This is a genomic window from Dictyobacter halimunensis (assembly GCF_036245075.1).
Window position 1 is genome coordinate 2,680,107 of record NZ_BSRI01000002.1, and the last position, 20,533, is coordinate 2,700,639.

Genomic DNA, 20,533 nt, shown 5'->3' on the forward strand with positions numbered 1-20,533 from the left:
CCTCTAGTATTTGCGTTCCTTGGGCTTGAAGATCGGATCGTCAATGAGGATCACATCTTTATAGTCCAGGCGTACATCATGTGCTTTGCTGCCGCGATAGGCCAGGGTGTGCTTGAGCCAGTTCGCGTCATCGCGTTTCTGATAATCAAGACGGAAGTGGGCGCCCCGGCTCTCGGTGCGGGCGAGGGCTCCATGGATGGTGGCTTCGGCGCAGTCTAAAAGGAAGCCCAGCTCGACCGCCTCCACCAGTTCGGTGTTGAAGCGCTTGCCTTTGTCCTGCAGCTGGACGTTTTTGTAGGCTTCCTGCAGGCCCGCGATCTCGTCGAGGGCGTGGCGCATGCCTTTGTCTTCACGTTCAACGAAGACGTTATCGATCATTTCGTTCTGCATGTCGCTGCGGATACGGGCCGCCGACTCGCCGCCGGTCGAGCTGTAGAGATGATCGATATATGCACGCGAGTACTCCTCGTGGTTCTCTGGCAGGGGGGCGAAGTCGTTCTCCTCAATAAACTTCGCCATGTGCTTGCCAGCGCGTCGTCCGAAGACGATCAGGTCCACCAGTGAGTTGGTGCCCAGGCGGTTGGCACCATGGACCGAGACGCAGGCGACCTCTCCAGCGGCGTAGAAGCCCGGCATGGGGGTCCACTGCGAGTCGATGACGACGCGGGCATCGGTGTCGGTTGGGATACCACCCATGGCGTAGTGGGCGGTCGGCTGGATCGGCACCGGCTCCGTGATCGGTTCGACGCCCAGGTAGTTGCGGGCGAAGTCGGTGATGTCGGGCAGCTTCTCGGCGATCTTCTGGGCTCCCAGGTGGCGTACATCCAGGTAGACATAGTCCTTGCCATCGACGCCGTTGCCATCATTGATCTCCTGCACGATACAGCGCGAGACGATATCGCGGGGCGCCAGGTCCTTCAGGACCGGCATGTAGCGTTCCATGAAGTATTCGCCCTTGCCGTTGAGCAGCTTGGCGCCCTCACCACGGGCCGCCTCACTGAGCAGGACGCCAACTTTGTAGATGCCGGTGGGATGGAACTGGTACATCTCCATGTCCTGCAGCGGAATGCCCCGGCGATAGGCGATCGACATACCATCGCCCATACAGGCGAAGGCGTTACTGGTCACGCGCCATGCACGGCCATAGCCACCGGTGGCGAACAGGACCGCCTTGGCGTGGAAGGTATGGATCTCGCCCGATTTGATTTCCATGGCGACGACGCCACAGGCCTGTCCATCGTTGATCAGCAGATCCAGCACCAGGAACTCGTTGAAGAAGCGCACCTCGTTTTTGATGGCGTTCTGGTACATGGTCTGCAGGATCATGTGGCCCGTGCGGTCGGCGGCATAGCAGGAGCGGCGCACCGGACCCTCGCCGAAGTTGCGGGTGTGGCCGCCGAAGCGACGCTGGTCGATACGCCCATCGTCTGTGCGGTTAAAGGGGAGTCCCCGATGCTCCAGTTCATAGACTGCGTCGATCGCCTCGCGCGCCAGAATCTCGGCGGCCGGCTGATCAACCAGGTAGTCACCGCCCTTGACGGTGTCGTACATATGCCATTTCCAATGATCTTCTTCCTGGTTACCGAGGGCCGCAGCAACGCCACCTTGCGCTGCTCCGGTATGTGAACGGGTGGGGTAAACCTTGGTCAGGACCGCAACACTGGCATTGGGAAGTTGCATCGCTGCCATCAGACCGGCGCCGCCAGAGCCAACAATAACCACATCAAACTTCTGATACATAATTCATCCTCACTATTTGGGAATACAGAGTGGTCCCGTCGCACCAGGAACCGTTGGGAAGGTAATCAGGGTGAGTGTCCCCAGCATAAAGAAGACCACCAGCAGGAGGGCTGATATGGATAAGAGCCACATGCGCGTCCCCGGTGTGTGCACGTAGTCATCGATGACCACGCGCAATCCATTTATGCCATGGGTCAGTCCCACCGTGAGCAACAGCCAGTCAAAGACACGCCAGAAGACGTTGCTATAGCGCATGGCGACGAATGCATAGGTGGTGCAGGATACGTCGTTGGCGATGTGCATAATAAGTAAATGCACGATCACCAGTACGAGTAGTAGTGCTCCTGAAATACGGAAATAATACCAGGAAAATGTTTCGAACCCGCCGGCAACAGGTCGAGGTCCACGTCCGCTAGAAATACGCAGCATAAAGATGCTTCTCCTTACATTGAGTATGCTTCATCATTGTACTCGAGATGGTCTTTCCATCGTAGAAGGGCCGTCTAGCGACCTGCTGTTGTGTGTGGCGCTTGTGTTAACCAGTGGAAGGCGGGCACCATAATCACGTAGGCCATGGGAATGAAGACAATGATGGTTACAGCCAGGACAATCCAAAACATCACACGCTGATAGCGAGATCCTTTGCGCCAGAAGTCGATGGCCATAATCCTGACGCCATTGAAGGCGTGGTAGAGTACGGCTCCTATCAGGGCCAGCGATAACAGGCGCACAATCCAGTAATCAAATAAGGTGACGCTCTGGTTATACACTCCGGCTCCAAAACTGAGCATTGAGACATCGACGATGTGGATAAACAGAAAGAGCAAAATACCGAGCCCTGTGATGCGGTGAAGCAGCCAGGACCACATTCCAGATTGACCTTTGTACATTTTTTCCTCGATTCTGGAGGCGGGAGGTAGGGCTTGAGGCGATAAATGAGAGTGGTGCTCAGGCACACACTCTCGATTGAAGTAGCGCGTTCATGCGCCGCTTCGGCGTTGTTTTCTGGCCTCCTGGCTCTTGCTCTCGCCCATTTGGACATCTACCAGAGGTGCCATTGCCCAGAGCTGCTACATATGCTGATCAGCTCTGTTTCAGCTTGCCTGTCGCCAAATGGCTTGTCGCAAGAAAAACAAACAGTACATTTCTATCGAACTGGTATGCCTTGAACCCTGACTTGCACTGTCTTTGTCTCTAGCACCTCGTTGTACCTTCTGGGAGTTGACGGTGTTATTGATATTATACGTCAGTTAGCCGGGCTGCGCCAACAGTAAACTGACTCTTTTTCTATTCTCTGCCATTCCCGTTTTGCGATCTGGTCGTTTGTGACTGGTAATAGCCTGCTTAATCAGATATAATACAGGAGAGATAGAAAATAATACTCGACTTTATATTTGTAAGAAGACTGTTTCTGGTGGGTTATGCTTCGCCCCTGCTCGTCATGATAGAACCTTCTCTCTAATGGGCAGGGGTGTGCAGGCATAACCCACCTTTTTCATGCTCTATCTGCTGGATTGAAGATCCTCTATAATAGATTATATGAAGAGACGACAACTTTTAATTGTGGTTCTGGGTCTGGGCTTCCTGATCGTGATTACCACTATCGGTACCTCGCTGGAATCATTGATCCCTCACCATCCCACCGCGCCCGTGCAGGTCGCGCAGGCCGGACCCTACGAGGTCACATTAAAGGTCGATCCCAATCCGCCACCGACCGGCCAGCCAGCTCATCTTTCTTTCCAGATCGTCAAAAAAGCGGCCGGCCAGCTGGTGAGCAATGCTCGCGTTACCCTGTCCAGCTCAATGACCACCATGGACATGGGAACCGAGGAGATCACCGCCCAACCGCAATCTCCCGGCATCTACCAGGCCCAAGCCCACTTCAGCATGAGCGGCACCTGGGAGGTCCGCATCCACATCTCCTCCCCCGGCGCCCCGGACGCCTCCACCACCTTCGACATCACCGCCGCATCGCCGTCGTCGTAGGTGCCGGGCTTGCCCCGGCTTGGAGCCGAAGGCGACCCCGTACCCGAGCGCTCATGTCTCATCAAACATGTGATGTTCTGGCTCGCAGGGAAAGACGTTCTCGTTGAGGAAACATATGCGCCCGGGTACGGGGCCGCTTCGCGGCAAGCCAGGGCAAGCCCGGCACCTACGGTCGTGTTGTTTTCTTGTTACGGTAAAAATGCTGTTGTTTGTGCGTGGAAATGAATATAATGGGTGTTAGATAGATGGATTTATTCTGAAATTATATTCGCGATTACGAGGACCATGATGGATGCATTACCTGCTGCTACTAAGAGCGAGCGCTTGCGGCTCGGAGCGCTGGCGGGCCTGCTGGCCGGCATTCTTGCCACTGTGTTGATGTTGTTGCTGAGCCTGACGATGGGGAGCGTTTCTCTGCCCGAGGCGTTGGGATCGGCGATCGCGCAGTCGTTACCACTACCTGTGTTTGATTATCTGCATGCTACGCTGGGCGGGGATGCCAAGCATTATCTGTTGTATATTATTCTGATTGGACAGTGCCTGGTCTTTGCCCTCTTTGGCGGACTCTGCAACCTGCTGGTTGATCGGCTGAACTTCGGGCAGTGGCGTGATGAGCAGGGGGATCTGAACTATGGCGTCGGTCTGCTGTTGGCCTTCGTGCTCTGGCTCTTCAGTGGCCTGATCTTTCTGCCGCTGACCGGCTCTGGCATTTTCGGCGCGCAGCTGGCGACCGGCGCGTTCAATACCATGGTCAGCCTGGCCGTGACCGGTGTGGTCTATGGGCTGTTGTTTATCTTCCTGCATAACTGGCTGACGTGGCGTCTGCTGCGCCGGACAGCGTCATCCGATCAGGAGACCGCCGATGCGTTGGAGAGCAAGCGCATCGAGCGTCGTTCGTTGATCCGCAACGGACTGGTGGTGCTGGGCCTGGGGACGCTGGGAGTGGCCGCGTGGCGCTTCATTAGCGGCGTAGGTGGTGGCGGCGCGGGTGGTACGGCCGACGCGCAGACTCAATCGAATCTGTTGAATAAGTATCAACAAAAGATTTCACCCCCACCGCAGCCAGAGTATGGCGAATGGCAGCAGGTCTCCGGGCTCTCTCCTGAGATCACCAGCAACGCCCAATTCTATGGCGTCTCCAAGAACCTGGTATCAGATCCCAGCGTTAAAGGTGCTGACTGGTCGCTGATGGTGGATGGCCAGGTCTCGCAGCCCTATAACATGAGCTATAAGGAACTGCTGGCGCTGCCCACACACAAGCAGTATGAATCCATGATGTGCATCAGCAACGAGGTGGGCGGTAGCTATATGAGTAATGCCCTGTGGGAGGGTGTCTCGCTGAAAGATCTACTGGCGCGGGCGGGAACTATCAAGCAGGGCGCCACCAAGGTCGTGCTCTATGCCGCCGATAGCTACAGCGATAGCATCCATCTCGCCAAGGCCCTGGAGCCAACGACGATGCTCGCTATCAAGATGAACGGCGAGACGCTGCCCACGTCCCATGGCTATCCTGCCCGCTTGCTCGTACCCGGTATCTACGGCATGAAGCACGTCAAGTGGATCACCCGCATCCAGGTCGTCAACACCGACTATCAGGGCTACTGGCAGCAGAACGGCTGGAGCGATCCCGCCCCCATCAAGATGACCTCACGCATCGATACCCCCACGTATGGCGGCAAGATCAGCGCCGGCAAGCAGACCTATATCGCCGGCGTAGCCTTCTCCGGCAACAAAGGTATCAGCCAGGTCGAGATCAGCCTTGATGGCGGCAAGAGCTGGCAAAAGGCCAACCTGCGCCGCCCACTCTCCGCGCTCACCTGGGTCCTGTGGGAGATGCCATGGCAACCCGCCGCTGGCAGCTACAGCATCGTCGTCCGCGCCACCGACCTGCAGGGGAACGTACAGGACCCCCACATCGCCTCCCCCCTGCCCAACGGCTCCTCCGGCTACCACACCGTCCCCATCACCGTTTCATAACATATGAAGCGGGAGGTGCAGGAGGGCCGGCGAGGCCCTCCTGCCGGGGTGTGGGGCGTCCCCACAAATTTTATTTCTCTCTTCTGCCGCCGCAGGCGGCGAGTGAACAGGGGCCGCGCCCCGACGCGCATCTATTATTAGATGCGCGTCGGCACAAACCCTTCGCCTGGTTTGTAGTCGGGGGATTGGTGGCGGAAGTAGGTGTTGTAGAGCTCAGAGTAGTGGCCGCCTCGCTCCATCAGCTCTTCGTGCGTCCCCTCTTCGGCGATGCGACCACCGTCAAGGACGATGATGCGATCGGCATGCTTGATGGTCGAAAGGCGGTGCGCGATCACGATCGCGGTCCGCTGCTCCAGGATCACATCCAGCCCTTCCTGGATCTGGGCCTCGGTCAACGGATCAACACTGGCCGTAGCTTCATCCATGATGATGATGCCCGGTTCTTGCAGCAGGACGCGAGCCAGGGCTACCAGTTGCCTCTGCCCCATCGATAGGGCGCGTCCAGTCTCACCGACCAGGGTCTCCAGACCCTCGGGCAGGGCCTCGATCCAGTCACCGTTGCCGATGCGCTGCGCTACCTGTCGGACCTCCTCATCGGTGGCGTCGAGTCTGGCGTAGCGGATATTGTCGGCCACCGTGCCTGAGAACAGGAATGGGGACTGCGGTACGATCCCCAGCCGCTGGTGATAGTCGTGCAGATCGAAGCTGCGGATATCGCGGTCATCGATCAGGATCTGCCCTCCCTGGAACTCGTAGAAGCGGGAGATCAGCTTGCCAATACTCGATTTGCCGGCTCCGGTATGGCCGACGAAGGCCACCGTCTCACCGGCCTTGATGGTCAGGCTGAAATCCTTCAGCACCGTCTGCCGGTCGTCGTAGCTGAAGAAGACGTTCTGGAAGGTGATCTTGCCCTTGATTCGCTGGACTGGCTGCTCATCTGTCTGGTGGACGCGTGGCTCGGCGTCCAGCAGCGCGAAGACGCGTTCGCTGGCGGCCAGGCCCAGCTGAAACTGGCTCCAGAATGAGGCTATGCTCGTCAGCGGCTGCCAGAGCAGTCCCAGGCTCTGAATGAACAGGAACCAGTCGCCGGCCGAGATGGTGCCGCTGACCACGCTGCGTCCACCGAAGTAGACGATCAGCGTGGTGCCGATGTTGGCGATAAAGACCAGCACCGGGAAGATGCCGTTGTACAGAAAGCCGGAGCGCAGATTGACATAGTACGACTGGGCATTGATCTGCTTGAACTCGTCGTACATATTCTGTTCCTGGCGAAAGTTCTTGGCGATGGTGATGCCGCTGACGATCTCCTGCACGTTGGCGTTGACGCGTGCCAGGGAGCGCTGGGCGTTGCGCGTGAACTTGCGCGCCAGCGTGCGGAATCCCAGGGCTACCCCGATGATCAGGGGCATAATGCTCAGGGTCAGCAGGGCCAGCTGGGGATTGCGGAAGAAGAGCACGACGACGATCAAGATATAGAGCAGCACCTGGCTGAGCAGGTTCAGGGTCAGGGTGACCACGGTGGCGAAGTTCTCGGTATCCGAGGTGACGCGACTGACGATCTTGCCTGATGAGAACTCGTCGAAGAACGACATGTCGCGCGACATGACCGCGCTAAAGGCGTCGGTCCTCAGCTGCAGCACGACATCTCCCACCGAGCGTGCCGTAAAGCGCTGGCGGAACATATTGCAGGTCCATGAGAGCGCGCCCGAGAACAGGATGAAGACGACCAGCCCTAGGGCCGCCTCCATGGCGCGTGTGCTGACCAGCGTGTCGATGCTGTTGGAGATCAGCAGCGGGAACGCCGTATCCAAACACGAGTTCAGCACCACCAGCACGATGATGGCGATCATCAAGGGTAGCTTTGGTTTAAAGTAGCGGATGATGCGCTTGATCAGCTGTCCATCGGTATAACTGCGATCGTATGCCTCGGCATCCAGACCCGCCATGATAAAGCCCATGTGAAAATTCCTTTCTCCTCTTAATCCCCACTACTTGCTGAGGCTGGGATGGCCGAGTCATAGTGCGAGAAGATGCGTCGATAGGTCTCGCAGCGTGCCAGCAGTTCTTCATGTGTTCCTTGGTCAATCAGTTCGCCCTTGCGCAGGACCAGGATGCTGTCGGCCCAGCGGATCTGTGAGAGGCGGTGGGTGATCAGCAGCGTGGTGCGCCCCTCCAGCAGGCGACGAATGGCCTTCTGGATCTCGTCTTCGGTGGCGCTGTCGATGGCGCTGGTCGAGTCATCCAGGATCAGGATGCGTGGATCGGTAAGCAGGGCGCGCGCGATGGCCAGGCGCTGGCGCTGTCCGCCCGAGAGGGTGACGCCGCGCTCGCCGATCTCGGTCTCGTAGCCATGTGGAAAGCTCTCGATGAACTCGTGCGCCTGGGCGTCGTGGGCGGCCGCCTCGATGGCGGCTCGATCTGCCTTCGATCCCAGACCATAGCCGATGTTCTCGGTGATCGTGCGCGAGAACAGGAAGACGTCCTGCTCGATGGTTGAGATCTGTGAGCGCAGGCCGTCCATATCCCAGTCGCGCACATCGATCCCGTCGATCATGACGCTGCCCTCGTTGACATCATAGATGCGATTGACCAGTTTGGTCAGCGTGCTCTTGCCCGCTCCGGTCTGTCCGACGATGGCGACGGTCTGCCCCGGTCTGGCTCGGAAGGAGATGTCCTTCAGGATGGGTGTCTCCCCATAGCTGAAGGTGACGTGGTCGAAGACGATCTCGCCGCGCATCTGCTCGTGATGGCCACCGGCGTTCTCGTCCATCTCGGTCTCTTCCTTCATCAGAGACAGGATGCGCCGGGCGCCGGAGATGCCGAGCTGTACCAGGCCAAAGCTCCAGATGGACATGAAGGTGACGAAGCGCAGGTTGGTGCACAGACCCATAAAGGTGATCAGCGCGCCCAGCGAGATCTGGTGCTGTGAGAGCAGGTACAGGGCATGCAGGAAGGCCAGCGCCAGCGCTACACCCAGGATCAGAGTGGGCAGGTAGCGGCCCTGGATCTTGCCGTTCTCGACATAGAAGTCGCGGTAGCGGCTGGCGCGCGTGATAAACTTGCGTACCTCTTGCTTCTCCTGCGCGGTGGCCTTGACGACCTCGATCCCCGCCACCGCCTCGTTCAACACAGCATTGGTCTTCCCAAACTCTTCGCGCATCTGATCCGATACCGGGCTGAGCTGGCGCGAATAGCGACGCAGCGCGAAGAAGAAGGCGATAATATAGAGACCTGGGACCAGCAGCAGCTGTGGATTGACCAGGCTGATAAAGAGAACGTTGATGGCCAGGCTGGTGAACGAGTCAAAGATGACGTCGAACGCCGGCGAGACCATATCGCTCAGCTGTGTCATATCGTTGGAGGCGCGCGCCATTACATCTCCCACCTGCTGGCGGTTGTGAAAGGTCTGGCTCTTCCCCAGCAGACTGGTGTAGAGCTCCTCGCGCGCGTTGCGGGCGAAGCGTTTGCTGAGAATCTCGGCGAACAGGCGTGCCCCCAGATCGCAGATCCCCTGGCAGACGATGATTCCCAACAGTGAAAGCGCGATCACACCGAGCTGGCTGATGGCCGTCCCTTTGTTTAAGATCGTGTTGAATGCCGAGCCAGTCAGAAATGAAATTGAAGCGTAGAGTGCATTGGTGGCAATGCATAAGAGCATAAATCCGAATACATAGAATTTATAGCGTAAAAGATGGGACGCAATCCAGCGCACCGGGCTGGACCAGTTGTAGCGATACTCATCGGCAACTGTAAACTCGCGTTTGGCTAGCAAGGGGTACCTCCACATGGAGTCTCGAAATGCACTACAAAGAAACATAGGGTAAACGTTTACCCATAAATCATGGCATAACTATACAGCTATAGATAGTCACTGTAACGAGGTTTGAAGTGTCTTGAATGGGTGTTCTAACAGAACCTATTTAGTATAGCGTACAATAGCTGACATCTGTTGTCGTATTTATCATTCCTACCTGCAGTCTGGTGTGAGGGGCAAGCAAAAAGGTCACATGATGATCGTCATCGAATCATGAGGTGCCTGACCTGAAACTTTTATTCTAATATGATGATGAGTACAGCATACCATAAAGTCAGCATTTTAGGAAAGGTAAAAAACGAGCAGGGCAAAAGGATGACAAGACTGGAGCAGTTGCCCGGTCCTCTCATCCTTTTTTTTATTTGTCAGTGGCCTGCCAGACGTGTACCTGGCTATGGGCGCTGGAGGCGATATAGCGGCCGTCGGGCGACCAGGCGATGGCGTAGACGGTGGGATTGTGGCTGGGGTGGGTGAAGTGTGGAGTGCCATCAGAGGCATCCCATATCTGGATGGTGCCGTCGGCGCTAGCGGATACGATGCTCTGGCCGTCGGGCGACCAGCCCAGCGTATAGACGGCGGCCGTGTGGCCGTGATAGCTCAGCCTGCGCTGGCCGCTGGTGGCGTCCCACACCTGGACGGTCTTGTCGGTGCTGGCCGAGGCGACCTGCGTGCCATCAGGGGACATGGCAACTTTCCTGACCTCTCCCTGGTGTCCCCGGTAGATGGCCTCTCGCTTCCAGCTCCGCTGCTGCGTCAGGCTCATGACCTCCACTATGCGTTCTTCATATCCCAGCACCAGGTTGTTTGTAGCGGGCGACCAGGCGATAGAATTGATGATCCCATAACCGCTTTCCCAGCTGGCGATGGTCTCACCGTTGCGCGCCTTCCAGATGTATAGATTGTTATCGCTGGCGGAGGCCAGCCACTCCCCATCGGGCGACCAGGCCAGGGCATGCATATGCTGTCTGGGCTGCCGATAGGTGAACATGGTTTGCAGGGAGTCGCTGGTCCAGACCTGTACGATGCCGTCGTCGCTGGCGCAGGCCAGCAACTTGCCGGAGGGCGACCAGGCGACGGCCTCAATGCTCCTGCTTCGTGAATTTTCTAGATTGCCCGAGTAGAGCGCCTGCATCTCCCCCCGCTTGATATCCCAGATCTGTACAGTCTTATCACGCCCGGCTGAGGCGATCTGCTGGCTCGATGGCGACCAGCAGAGCGAGGTGACGATACCCATATGACCGGGATAGAAGCCAACGCTCTTTCCGACGTATGAAGCTGGCGTGGTCGGATCTGGCAGTGTGCTCTTCGTGTTCTGCGCGGGATCGGGGTTGTACGTGCCGGGCACATAGACGAACGATTGATAGCCTGGCTTGCCCCCGCTGAAGGCGGGCGCGGCGTTGCCAGCGGATTGATTTGCCGCCGCGCCGTTGGCATCGGTTGTCCCGGCGTTGGCCGACTGGTCGATTCTGGATGCCACGTACGACAGCTTCGGCGCGGCTGGATGATTGGTGGTGGTGGGCGGTGTATATACGGGCGTGGCTGGTCTGTTCTGACTGGCTGGCGTGGTCGCGATGCGGTTGGCGGTGGAGAGGAGTGTCGAGTTTTTGCTGTTGATGCGCTGCAGCGCCTCTCGCACCATCTCTACGTAGGCGATGCGCTTGCCGGGATTGAGGTCCAGCATCTGATCGAGCAGGGCCTGCAGCGAGATCGGTATGTTGGGTACCTTGCTGAAGGCGAAGGGGGTGGTGGAGGGATCGATGCCGGTCAGCATCTGGTGCAGCATGGCGCCCAGACTATAGATGTCGGCGCTCGGCCGCGTCTGAGACTTGCCGTATTGCTCGGGCGCGGCATAGCCGGGCGAACCAAAGGCGATGGTGTCATGGGCCTGTCCCGGTTTGAACAGGCGTGCGATGCCGAAGTCAATCAGGTAGACCTGGTGGTTGGGCGTCAACATCACATTTAGAGGCTTCAGATCGCGGAAAATGATCGGCGTGGGGCGCGTATGCAGGTACTGCAGCACGGAGCAGAGCTGTATGCCGATCTCATAGATTTCGGACCACGGCAGCTTGCCACCCCGCTTAACCAGGTACTCTTCCAGCGTCTCACCCTCGATAAAGTCCATCACCAGGTACCAGCGACCAGACTCCGTGAAATTCTCATAGATACGTGGCAGGTTAGGATGCATCAGTCCGGCCAGCAGCAGTGCCTCATGCTTAAAAGACACCTCCGCCCCCTGCGACTCCTGCTGATTGAGTCCACGCTGGCTAAGCTCCTTGATCGCCACCGGTCGGTTGCCCAGCTCGGTATCCTCGGCCTTATAGACCGAGCCCATGCCGCCCTGTCCCAGGCGTTCCAATACCCGGTAGCGCTGCCGCAGCAATGGCTTTGCCGGCGCTGTGCTAACCGCGGCTGGCGCGCCCGCATGCTGCAAAGGTTCATGGCAGGCGAAACAATAATCATCTTCTGGCTTATTGGCCGCGCCGCAGTTGGCGCAAAAAATTTCAGCTGAAAGCACTCCCTGCTCCTATTTTCGTCATTGTCGATTAAATGCTACTTTAAGTACAGTAATGCATAAAATAGAGCGTGTCAAGCTTATGCTTGTTCTTTTAACAGGCAGTGAATAAATTCATGACTTGCTTTTTGTATGTAGGATACTGCTGTGAGGATAAACGTGGAGAGGGCGATGCCATCAAACCCGCATGGGACCGGATTTCTCAAAGAGAGACGTAACAAGAAAAATGGAAATGCCCACCGTAGGTTGCTCCGGCTTGTCGGGTTTTGGGCATAAAAAAACCGGGACAGCGACAAATCAGTTTTTCTGTCGCTGTCCCGATATTACTGCACAGGCAGGTAGAGTGTACTACCGGCCAATACGTCGGTTTACAATCCGCACCTGGCTCCAAGCCAGATGTGATAAGACGCGTTAGCGTCTCACCCCTCTCGTCTGGAAGGTGTGGAAATCTCCGCTGCCTGTGCAGCGTTGTTGTTCATACATGCACACCACCTCCTTTCGTATGGTCTAATAATACTCCCGATTGCCTGTATAGTCAAGGGCAAATATGGTTTTTAAGGATTTTCTAAGGTTTTTTCTTTTTTCTCCTCCCTGCCGTTACGCGAAAAAAGAAAAAAAGAAGTTTTGTGGGGAGTGGGGACACCCCGCACCCCGGCAGGGAGAACCCTGCACCCCTTACGTTCGCCCCTGTGGTCTACCTGCTAACCCTTGACGCCGGAGGCTATGGCTCCTTCGATGAAGTAGCGTTGGAAGATGAAGAAGAGTATCAGTATGGGGATGGTGTTGAACATTGAGCCGGCCAGTAGAAGGTTGTACTCGGTGTAATAGGTGCTCTTGAAAAAGAAGAGTCCCAGCGGCAGGGTGTACATGTTCTGGGTGCCCAGGGCCACCAGGGGCCATTGGAAGTCGTTCCAGGAGTTTTGGAAGGTGAGGATGATGACGGCGGTCAGGGCCGGTTTCACCTGTGGCAGGATGATCTGATAGAAGGTGCGCCAGCGCGAGGCGCCATCGATGCTGGCCGATTCCTCTAGCTCTTTGGGGAGCGCCCGCATAAATTGTATCATGATGAAGACCGAGAAGGGTTGCGCCATCGCGGGCAGGATCAAGGCCCAGTAGGTGTTAACCAGGTGTAAGCTATTGACGACCATGAACTTGGGGATCAGGGTGATCGCCGTTGGAATCATCATTACGGCCAGCGTGAAGGTGAAGATGAGGCTCTTGCCGGGAAAATTCATGCGGCCGAGCGCGTAGCCCGCCATGGCTGAGAAGAGCATATTCAGCATCGTCGCCCCGGCTGCATATACCAGGGAATTGAGCAGCCAGCGCAGGAAGAGCGGATTGCCCAGGATGAGTTGATAGTTGCTCCATACAAAAGGATGTGGGATCAGTGTCGGCGGGAAGGCCAGCACATTCTCCATGGTCTTAAATGATGAGACGAAGGTAAAGAGCAAAGGGCCGATAGAGGTGATGGTGAAAATGGCCAGGAAGGCATAAACGACGGCCTTGATCCAGAATGCCGGTTGCCTCTCGGGCTTCGATTGTTCTCCTGTTATTGGCCGCGCCGGACGCGAGGTTAGCTGTGCCATCTATCCCTCCTCCGCATAGCTAGCGCCGCGTCCCCGGATCGATCAGGCGGCGCTGCAGAATCGTTACCACAAAAATAAGGCTGAAGAGGATCATCGACATGGCCGCTGCCTGGCCGAAGCCGCCGTTGAGGAAGGCTTCGTTATAGATCTCCAGCATCGGTGTTAGGGTCGAGTTGAGCGGCTGGCCATTGGTCATAAATTTGGCCTGATCAAACATCTGGAACGCGCCGATGGTGCCCAGTGCCACCACCAGGAACACGGTCGGACGCAGCAGCGGCAGGGTAATATACCAGAACGATTGCAGCCTGCCCGCGCCATCGACCTCGGCGGCCTCTAGCACATCTTTAGGCAGATCCTGCAGCGCGGCCAGGAAGTAGATCATAAACATCGCGGCCGTGCTCCAGATATTGAGGAGCATCAGCGCGGGCAGCGCCCAGAACACATTGTTTAGCCAGTCCGGTCCATGAATCCCGATCAGCGAGAGCAGGAAGTTGATCACCCCTTCCGAGTTGTAGAGCCAGAGGAAGATCAACGATGTGGCGACCGACGAGGTTACGGCCGGGACATAGAACATGGTGCGGAACGCGCCGCGCCCCCGCCTGATGGTATGCAGCAGTAGCGCCAGGATCAGCGCCAGCACCGTCTGCACGCTGACGACTACGATCGTGAACCTGAGGATGTTTCCCATCGAGGTCCAGAAATCACTCAGTCCTGGGTTGGCGAGCTGACTGAAGATCTGCGCATAGTTCCTGAAGCCAACAAAGGTGGCGCCGCTAAAGCCCAGGTCGATGCGGAAGAAGCTGAGCCCGATGCCGTAGATTGAGACGATGAGGGAGAACACGACCAGGACGAACAGGTAGGGGGCCAGGAAGAGGTAGGCTGCGATCGTCTCCGCATGCTTTTTCATCATAGTGCTGCGTCCCGGCTGTCTCCGGATGCTCCATCGCCTCATCGGCGCCCTCGAAGTTTGTGCTGACCTGGTGGCCATTGCCCTGCTCTTTCTGCTAAATGTATCGGGTCAGATTAGCATTATCCATTTTGCAACTGGTCGTCTATCCTGCTGGCGGCATCATTGAGGGCCGCCTGTGCATCCTGTCTGTTCAGCACGACCGCGTCGATCGCGTTGGAGAGATCGGTACGGATCGTGGTGTCCTGCGGGCCGTAGTAGTCGGCGGTGCTATAGGGGGCGGCGTCGAAGAGCACCTTGAAGTCCGGATGCGAGGCGAAGTAGGGTGCGTTGCCCAGGCTCTTCAGGGTGGGCAGCGCGAAACCGGCGTTCAACTGGCTCTCCTGAACGCTGGCGCCGGTCATATATCTGATCAGTTCCCAGGCGGCCGCCGGATACTTTGTACTGGCAGAAGCCGACCAGGCGTTGGTAAAGGCCAGGTTCCCGCGCCTGTTGATGGGCGAGACCGGCAGGGGTGCGATGGCGTACGGCATATTCGCGTACGTCGAACGCAGATAGGGGATCAGCCAGCCGCCCTCGATGACCATGGCGGCCCGGCGCTTGCCGAAGGCATCGCCGCTATAGGAGGCGCCAACGGTGGTCGGCAGCACGCCCGTGTTCTGCTTAAAGAAGCTATCATAATACTCAAGAGCCTTGACCCCCGCGTCGTTGTTGAAAGCGGCGCGGGTGCCATCCTTATTCAGCACACTCCCCCCATTTGCCAGCAAGAAAGCATTCCAGCGCGCGGCGTCGGCGGTCAGCGTAATGCCGTAGGTGCTATCGGACTGACCGGCGTTCCTGGTCAGCTTCTGCGCGTAGCGCTGCAGATCGCTCCAGGTCCAGCTGGCGGTTGGCGCGGGCAGCCCCGCGTCCTTCAACATCCCCTTATTATAGAAGATGCCCAGGCTATTCCAGTCCTTCGGCAGGCCATACACCTGCCCGCTGGCGCAGGTAAAGGGATTGATGAGCGCGGGATAGTAGTCGCCAGCCTTGACGCCGCTCCTGGCCATATACGGCGAGAGATCCAGCAGTTTGCCGCTGCCGATGTATGGGCCAGACATTAACGGCTGCACATAAAAGACATCCGGCATGATGTTGCTTGCGACATTGGCCCGCATCTTGGTCAGGTAATCGCCGGTAATGGGAGACCATCTGACCTTGATATTGGGATGTGCCGCCTCAAAGCTCTGTAGATTTTTCTGCACCAGTGCATCCTCGGCCGGAGTCGAGCTCCAGCCCGCGGCGGTCAGCGTGACCGTCCCGCTGACAGGAGCCTGTGCCGTAGTGCTACCGCCGGGACAACTGATATAGGGATTGCCACCGGCGCGCCCCTTCCGGCTAACATCATGATGGACACCTCCCGTATCCACACCCATACCCCCACACCCAACCATCACCATCACCAGCACCCAAAAGCATACGATCCGCATCCCCGCATGTCGCCCCCCATAGTTTCGGACCTCGCGTCCGATTTTCAGCCTCCCCACATTTCACCTCCCATACGTCCGGACTTCGCGTCCGATTTTCAGCCACCCCGCATGTCGCCCTCCCATAGGTTCGGACCTCGCGCCCGATTTTCTCCTCGCTAGTCGCAAATGTCTCATAGCAATTACACGCTTCCCCTACCCCCGATGGCGCACCACATATGTTCGGACCTTGCGTCCGATTTCGTTCTCCCCTCACGATAACGCCCTCATGAGTCCGGACCTCACGCCCGATTTTGGTGGAACCTGCATCGTAAAACCCGCATATTTTAATGTTATACGTGACTTCACGTCTTTTGAATGTGGAGATTGTTGCCGTCAATCAGAACACCACCAGCAGTAGCAGTGTGGAGCGAAAGGAAGCACTAGTATGCGCCCGCAGTGGATCGAGCCTGATCAGTATGCGCGGTTGAACCGCGCGCGACCCGGTAAGAATTGTCGTATCGTTATCCATCACGATTGCCACAGGAGGTCCCTATGAGTGTGCTTACCCTGTTTGAACTTTTTGTTATTAGCTCGGCGTTAGGCTTCTGGTGGAGCATTCTGCATCGTATGACGCATCCATATGAATGCACGTGCGGTGCGACCTATGTGGTCTACGATAATTATAAGAAGCATGTACAACAGAAACATGGGGTTGCCTGAAGCGGCCGGCAGCGACTCTTCACCATGTGAAGGGGCTTTTTACTATTCGTCCAGAGATCGTTGGGAGACCACGAGCAAGCGATCTAATGTACATTCTTTCAAGTGTGGAGTGGGTGGTGGGCGGCTCTGGCCGCCCACCACCCACTCCACACTCCTAACCCGGCGCCGTAGGCGCCAAAGAGGAAAATGAAAAAGCCCTGACTAGACCCATAGCTGCATTTGACGAGTAGAGGTGAAAGGGATATAATCACCTGATAGCTATCAGTTTGTTATAGGGATGCAGATTACCAGCCATCCCTATCTTTCCCCTCTTTTTTTAAGGATATGAACCAATGCCAAAGATGTATGGATGGGTGCGTGAGGTAGTGCCCGAGAGTCCGGCTGATCACGCGGGACTACAACCAGGGGATCTCGTTCGCTCTATCAATGGGAACGTGATTCGCGACCTGGTCGATTATCGCTTCCATGTTGCCGATGAGGAGCTGGTAATCGGCTATGATCGTCAGCAAGAGCAGCATGAGGTGCTTGTCAAAAAAGGCATTGATGAGAATCTGGGCGTGTTGTTTGGTGAAGAGCCCACTCCTTTTATTCGCCAGTGTGCCAATAAATGTGTTTTCTGCTTTATTAAGGGACTCCCCGAGCGGTTTGCTCCTCAACCTGGTATGTCCCATGGAATGCGTTCTTCCCTCTATATTAAGGACGACGATTATCGCTATTCGTTTCTGTTCGGCAACTTTGTTACTCTGACCAATCTGAAAGAACTGGACTGGCAGCGGCTGGACGAACAGAAGCTGTCTCCCCTCTATGTGTCGGTTCACGTGACCGATCCCGATGCGCGGCGCAGGATGGTCGATGGCCCACGCGCCGGCGAGATTCTGGAGCACATCCAGCGCCTGGGCGAGATCGGCATTACCTGCCATACACAGATGGTGCTGTGCCCCGGTTTTAACGATGGAGAGCTGTTGGATCGCAGCATTCGTGATCTGATCGCCTTGCGACCAATTGTGGAATCAATCTCAGCGGTCCCGGTTGGCCTGACCAAATACAATAATATGCTGAAGATGGATAATATGCCCACGCTGCGCCGCTATACGCGCGAGGAGGCCGAGACCATCATCGCGCAGGTTGAGAAGTACCAGCGTGAATTCGAGGCCAGCGAGCCCGATGGCAATCCCTTCGTCTATCTATCGGATGAGTGGTACTACATCACGGAGCGTGAGTTTCCATCGGCACGCCACTATGGTCTCTATTCGCAGATCGAGAATGGAGTAGGCATGACGCGCTTCCTGATCGACCAGTGGGCCCGCAGCAAGCGCCGCCTGCCCGCACGCATGCCTGAGCCACGCCGCGCCACCATCGTCACCAGCACCATGGCCAGTCCGGTGATTGAGGGCCTGGCCAGCGACATCAAAAAGATTGAGAATCTGGATACCCAGGTGTTGCCGGTGGTCAATAAGTTCTTCGGCGACGGCATCACGGTGGCCGGCTTGCTCTGCGGCCAGGACGTACTGGAGGCCCTGCTCGAAAACGGCACTCCGGCGGATCTGATCCTGCTGCCACGCGTCATGCTGGACAATGACGGCGTGCGCTTCCTCGATGACATGACCGTTGAGGAATTTAAAGAGAAGTTGCAGCCTGCCCGTGTTGAGTTCGTGCGCAACGCGCCCGAGACCATTGATGCCCTGCGCTCATTGGCCGGCATCGTCAAAGGTGGAGAGCGGCAGTTGGTGCGCGTCCAGTCCCGCCTCTAACTTTCGCGCCTTCGGCCATGACGATACGCGCCTACGGCGCTCAAAAGAAAAATATATGAGGTATGTGGGAAGGGCGCCGCGGCGCCCTTCCCACATACCTCATATATAATTGGACCTTTGCACCCTATTTCTCCTCGACCGGTGCTCAAAAAGAAAATAAATCAAGGGATGCAGGTGGGGCACCAAAGTGCCCCACCTGCATCCCTTGATTTATTTTGAAAAGGTGTATCCGCATGCGGATATATCTTAACGGTCGAATTCGGATTCGGGTTTGACGCGACGGATGACCATCCAGGCGACGGGCATGAGGATGGCGGCGATGACGATCTTGGTGAGGTCAAATGGAATGTAGGGCAGCATGCCGGCTACAATCGCCTGCGGCAGCGTCAGGTGGGCGATCATGGCCAGCCAGGAGACGCCGAGGGCGTAGATAATGATTGTGCCGGGTAGCATGGCCAGGACCGAGGTGCTCAGTTTGCGGTCCAGGCCGCGCTCACATAAATATCCAACTACGAAGGCCGCGATCGGATATGACCAGAGATAGCCGGCGCTGGGTGATAAAAATAAATACATGAATCCGCCGCCACTGGCGAAGACGGGCAGTCCGGTTACTCCCTCGGCCAGGTACAGGATCATCGCCAGCGCGCCACGACGGCTGCCCAGCGTGGCGGCCACCAGCATGACGACCAGCGTCTGCAGCGTGAATGGAATCGGTGAAAACGGTACGTGGATACTGGCCTTGGCGGACAGCGCCATCAACAGGCTGGCGCCAATGACCAGGGCCCCATCCTTCAATAGCGTCTTGCTACGTGATGGAGCCGCCGGACTGATATAATCGATCAGTGTTGTTCCTGGGGCAATTGCCATAAAATACTCCTTTTAACTACTTTTCACTTTCCTCTGTAACAGCAAAGCTGACATACATTTCTATCGATCAACAATGCCTACGGACTATTGTATCATAGTTCAGTTACCATTCTTTTTCCCCACCGTCTGTTTGTTGCTTATTTTATGTTGTTTAAGGTATCCTTGAAAGTGTCAGGTTTTTGTTGATGATGTTGGGGAGGGATATCTACGATGTTTGATCCACAGCCGTAGGTTCGGCCCTCGCGGCCGATTTCTCTCCCCGCACGGTAATGTCCCCGTAGGTTCGGCCCTTGTGGCCGATTTCTCCTCTCACATGAATATGCATCTTATATGCGTTTTCGTACGGGGAGAGAAAATCGGCCGCGAGGGCCGAACTTACGACGTGGGTGTGCGTGATATCAGGCGATCAGGTCGGCGTTATCGTAGCGGGTGTCGTTGACGCGGCGCGAGACCGGGCGCGCTTCCATCTCCTGAGCGGGATAGGCCTTCAGCTGCTGCAGGAGGGCCTGGTCGTCTTTTAAGCTCTCATCGAGCCATAAGTCGCGTCCCTCTTCGGTCAGGATGGCGGGCATGCGATTGTGGATGGGCGAGACCACCTCGTTGGGGGTCGTCGTGATGATGGTGCAGGTACGGATCTGCTCTCCGTCCGGATTTTTCCAGCTGTCCCAGAGACCGGCGAAGGCGAACAGCTGTTGCCCTTTGAGGGTGATGAACATGGGCGTTTTGAGCTTCGAGCCGGGCTCCTGCATCCACTCGTAGAAGCCGTCGGCCACGATCAGGCAGCGTCTGTTATGCAGCAGGCGCTTGAAGCTGGGCTTCTCCGCCAGCGTCTCGGCGCGCGCGTTGATCATGCGATTGCCGATGCTCTCCTCTTTGGCCCAGGAAGGGATCAATCCCCATCGCAATAATTCCAGCTGTGGTGAGGCATCCTTGTTTACGATGGTGACGATATCCTGGGTGGGAGCCACGTTGTAGTGTGGCTTTAACTGCATCGAGGCCGGCACCTCCACCCCAAATGCTCGTCCTATATCCTGCATGTTATGAAACAGTGTAAACCGACCACACATAATTTTTTCCCTGTTAAACCTTTCTGTTGGATTCTCGTCTTAATGCTAAGCTTATTGTTCTGGCTTTTACCTATTCTTCTTTAATACGCGGAAAACGGTTACGTGGACGTCCCCAAAAAGAGAGGGCGGCCAGCGTACAGGCTGGCCGCCCTCTCTTT

General features: G+C 56.8%; 15 protein-coding genes. 4 read left to right on the forward strand and 11 right to left on the reverse strand.

The features are described 5' to 3' along the window. Nucleotides 1-3: 3 nt before the first annotated feature. From sdhA to sdhC, 3 genes are all read right to left on the reverse strand, one after another. Nucleotides 4-1,740: a succinate dehydrogenase flavoprotein subunit gene (gene sdhA, locus AABA21_RS25195; RefSeq protein ID WP_338254492.1), complete on the reverse strand. Its 1,737-nt coding sequence runs from the start codon at nt 1,738-1,740 to the stop codon at nt 4-6. Between the two features lie 12 nt (nt 1,741-1,752). Then, nucleotides 1,753-2,169 (reverse strand): succinate dehydrogenase/fumarate reductase transmembrane subunit, encoded by a 417-nt coding sequence (locus tag AABA21_RS25200; RefSeq protein WP_338254494.1) that lies wholly within the window; start codon nt 2,167-2,169, stop codon nt 1,753-1,755. A 74-nt stretch (nt 2,170-2,243) separates the two neighbouring features. Continuing rightward, the gene (gene sdhC, locus AABA21_RS25205; protein ID WP_338254495.1) at nt 2,244-2,630 is read right to left on the reverse strand and encodes a succinate dehydrogenase, cytochrome b556 subunit; all 387 of its coding nucleotides are present in this window, start codon (nt 2,628-2,630) and stop codon (nt 2,244-2,246) included. 649 nt (nt 2,631-3,279) lie between these two features. On the opposite strand from sdhC, the gene AABA21_RS25210 reads away from it, so the two are divergent. Both AABA21_RS25210 and AABA21_RS25215 read left to right on the forward strand, forming a co-directional pair. Continuing rightward, on the forward strand, nt 3,280-3,726 hold the full coding sequence (locus AABA21_RS25210; RefSeq protein WP_338254496.1) for a FixH family protein: 447 nt from the start codon (nt 3,280-3,282) through the stop codon (nt 3,724-3,726). A 285-nt stretch (nt 3,727-4,011) separates the two neighbouring features. Beyond that, nucleotides 4,012-5,703 carry a molybdopterin-dependent oxidoreductase gene (locus AABA21_RS25215; RefSeq protein WP_338254497.1) on the forward strand — a complete coding sequence of 564 codons (1,692 nt, stop codon included), beginning with the start codon at nt 4,012-4,014 and terminating at the stop codon, nt 5,701-5,703. 137 nt (nt 5,704-5,840) lie between these two features. On the opposite strand, the gene AABA21_RS25220 is transcribed toward AABA21_RS25215, so the two are convergent. The 6 genes from AABA21_RS25220 to AABA21_RS25245 all read right to left on the reverse strand — a co-directional run bounded on the left by AABA21_RS25220 (nt 5,841) and on the right by AABA21_RS25245 (nt 15,937). Further along, complete coding sequence (locus tag AABA21_RS25220) at nt 5,841-7,661, reverse strand: ABC transporter ATP-binding protein (RefSeq protein WP_338254498.1); 1,821 nt, start codon at nt 7,659-7,661, stop codon at nt 5,841-5,843. A gap of 20 nt (nt 7,662-7,681) precedes the next feature. Further along, entirely contained in the window at nt 7,682-9,475 is a 1,794-nt protein-coding gene (locus tag AABA21_RS25225) for an ABC transporter ATP-binding protein (protein ID WP_338254499.1), read from the reverse strand. A 400-nt stretch (nt 9,476-9,875) separates the two neighbouring features. Further along, nucleotides 9,876-12,032: a protein kinase domain-containing protein gene (locus AABA21_RS25230; protein ID WP_338254501.1), complete on the reverse strand. Its 2,157-nt coding sequence runs from the start codon at nt 12,030-12,032 to the stop codon at nt 9,876-9,878. Between the two features lie 698 nt (nt 12,033-12,730). Further along, a complete protein-coding gene (locus tag AABA21_RS25235) occupies nt 12,731-13,615 on the reverse strand; it encodes a carbohydrate ABC transporter permease (RefSeq protein WP_338254502.1) in 885 nt (294 codons plus the stop codon). A gap of 19 nt (nt 13,616-13,634) precedes the next feature. Then, nucleotides 13,635-14,525: a carbohydrate ABC transporter permease gene (locus tag AABA21_RS25240; RefSeq protein ID WP_338254504.1), complete on the reverse strand. Its 891-nt coding sequence runs from the start codon at nt 14,523-14,525 to the stop codon at nt 13,635-13,637. 119 nt (nt 14,526-14,644) lie between these two features. Beyond that, the gene (locus AABA21_RS25245) at nt 14,645-15,937 is read right to left on the reverse strand and encodes an ABC transporter substrate-binding protein (protein WP_420917170.1); all 1,293 of its coding nucleotides are present in this window, start codon (nt 15,935-15,937) and stop codon (nt 14,645-14,647) included. A 585-nt stretch (nt 15,938-16,522) separates the two neighbouring features. Here AABA21_RS25245 and AABA21_RS25250 point away from each other — a divergent pair. Continuing rightward, entirely contained in the window at nt 16,523-16,690 is a 168-nt protein-coding gene (locus tag AABA21_RS25250; RefSeq protein ID WP_338254506.1) for a hypothetical protein, read from the forward strand. Nucleotides 16,691-17,022: 332 nt separating this feature from the next. Further along, nucleotides 17,023-18,441, forward strand: coding sequence for a DUF512 domain-containing protein (locus AABA21_RS25255; RefSeq protein ID WP_338254507.1), 1,419 nt, complete (start codon nt 17,023-17,025; stop codon nt 18,439-18,441). Between the two features lie 246 nt (nt 18,442-18,687). On the opposite strand, the gene AABA21_RS25260 is transcribed toward AABA21_RS25255, so the two are convergent. Together AABA21_RS25260 and AABA21_RS25265 are read right to left on the reverse strand one after the other, a co-directional pair. Beyond that, nucleotides 18,688-19,308 (reverse strand): biotin transporter BioY, encoded by a 621-nt coding sequence (locus AABA21_RS25260; protein WP_338254508.1) that lies wholly within the window; start codon nt 19,306-19,308, stop codon nt 18,688-18,690. A 398-nt stretch (nt 19,309-19,706) separates the two neighbouring features. Continuing rightward, a complete protein-coding gene (locus AABA21_RS25265) occupies nt 19,707-20,375 on the reverse strand; it encodes an SOS response-associated peptidase (protein WP_338254509.1) in 669 nt (222 codons plus the stop codon). Nucleotides 20,376-20,533: the final 158 nt, after the last annotated feature.

Coding starts and splice junctions, on each gene's coding strand:
- sdhA (WP_338254492.1), bottom strand. CDS start 1,740: ATGTATCAGAAGTTTGATGTGGTTATTGTTGGCTCTGGCGGCGCCGGT.
- AABA21_RS25200 (WP_338254494.1), bottom strand. CDS start 2,169: ATGCTGCGTATTTCTAGCGGACGTGGACCTCGACCTGTTGCCGGCGGG.
- sdhC (WP_338254495.1), bottom strand. CDS start 2,630: ATGTACAAAGGTCAATCTGGAATGTGGTCCTGGCTGCTTCACCGCATC.
- AABA21_RS25210 (WP_338254496.1), top strand. CDS start 3,280: ATGAAGAGACGACAACTTTTAATTGTGGTTCTGGGTCTGGGCTTCCTG.
- AABA21_RS25215 (WP_338254497.1), top strand. CDS start 4,012: ATGATGGATGCATTACCTGCTGCTACTAAGAGCGAGCGCTTGCGGCTC.
- AABA21_RS25220 (WP_338254498.1), bottom strand. CDS start 7,661: ATGGGCTTTATCATGGCGGGTCTGGATGCCGAGGCATACGATCGCAGT.
- AABA21_RS25235 (WP_338254502.1), bottom strand. CDS start 13,615: ATGGCACAGCTAACCTCGCGTCCGGCGCGGCCAATAACAGGAGAACAA.
- AABA21_RS25240 (WP_338254504.1), bottom strand. CDS start 14,525: ATGATGAAAAAGCATGCGGAGACGATCGCAGCCTACCTCTTCCTGGCC.
- AABA21_RS25245 (WP_420917170.1), bottom strand. CDS start 15,937: ATGGGTGTGGATACGGGAGGTGTCCATCATGATGTTAGCCGGAAGGGG.
- AABA21_RS25250 (WP_338254506.1), top strand. CDS start 16,523: ATGAGTGTGCTTACCCTGTTTGAACTTTTTGTTATTAGCTCGGCGTTA.
- AABA21_RS25255 (WP_338254507.1), top strand. CDS start 17,023: ATGCCAAAGATGTATGGATGGGTGCGTGAGGTAGTGCCCGAGAGTCCG.
- AABA21_RS25260 (WP_338254508.1), bottom strand. CDS start 19,308: ATGGCAATTGCCCCAGGAACAACACTGATCGATTATATCAGTCCGGCG.
- AABA21_RS25265 (WP_338254509.1), bottom strand. CDS start 20,375: ATGTGTGGTCGGTTTACACTGTTTCATAACATGCAGGATATAGGACGA.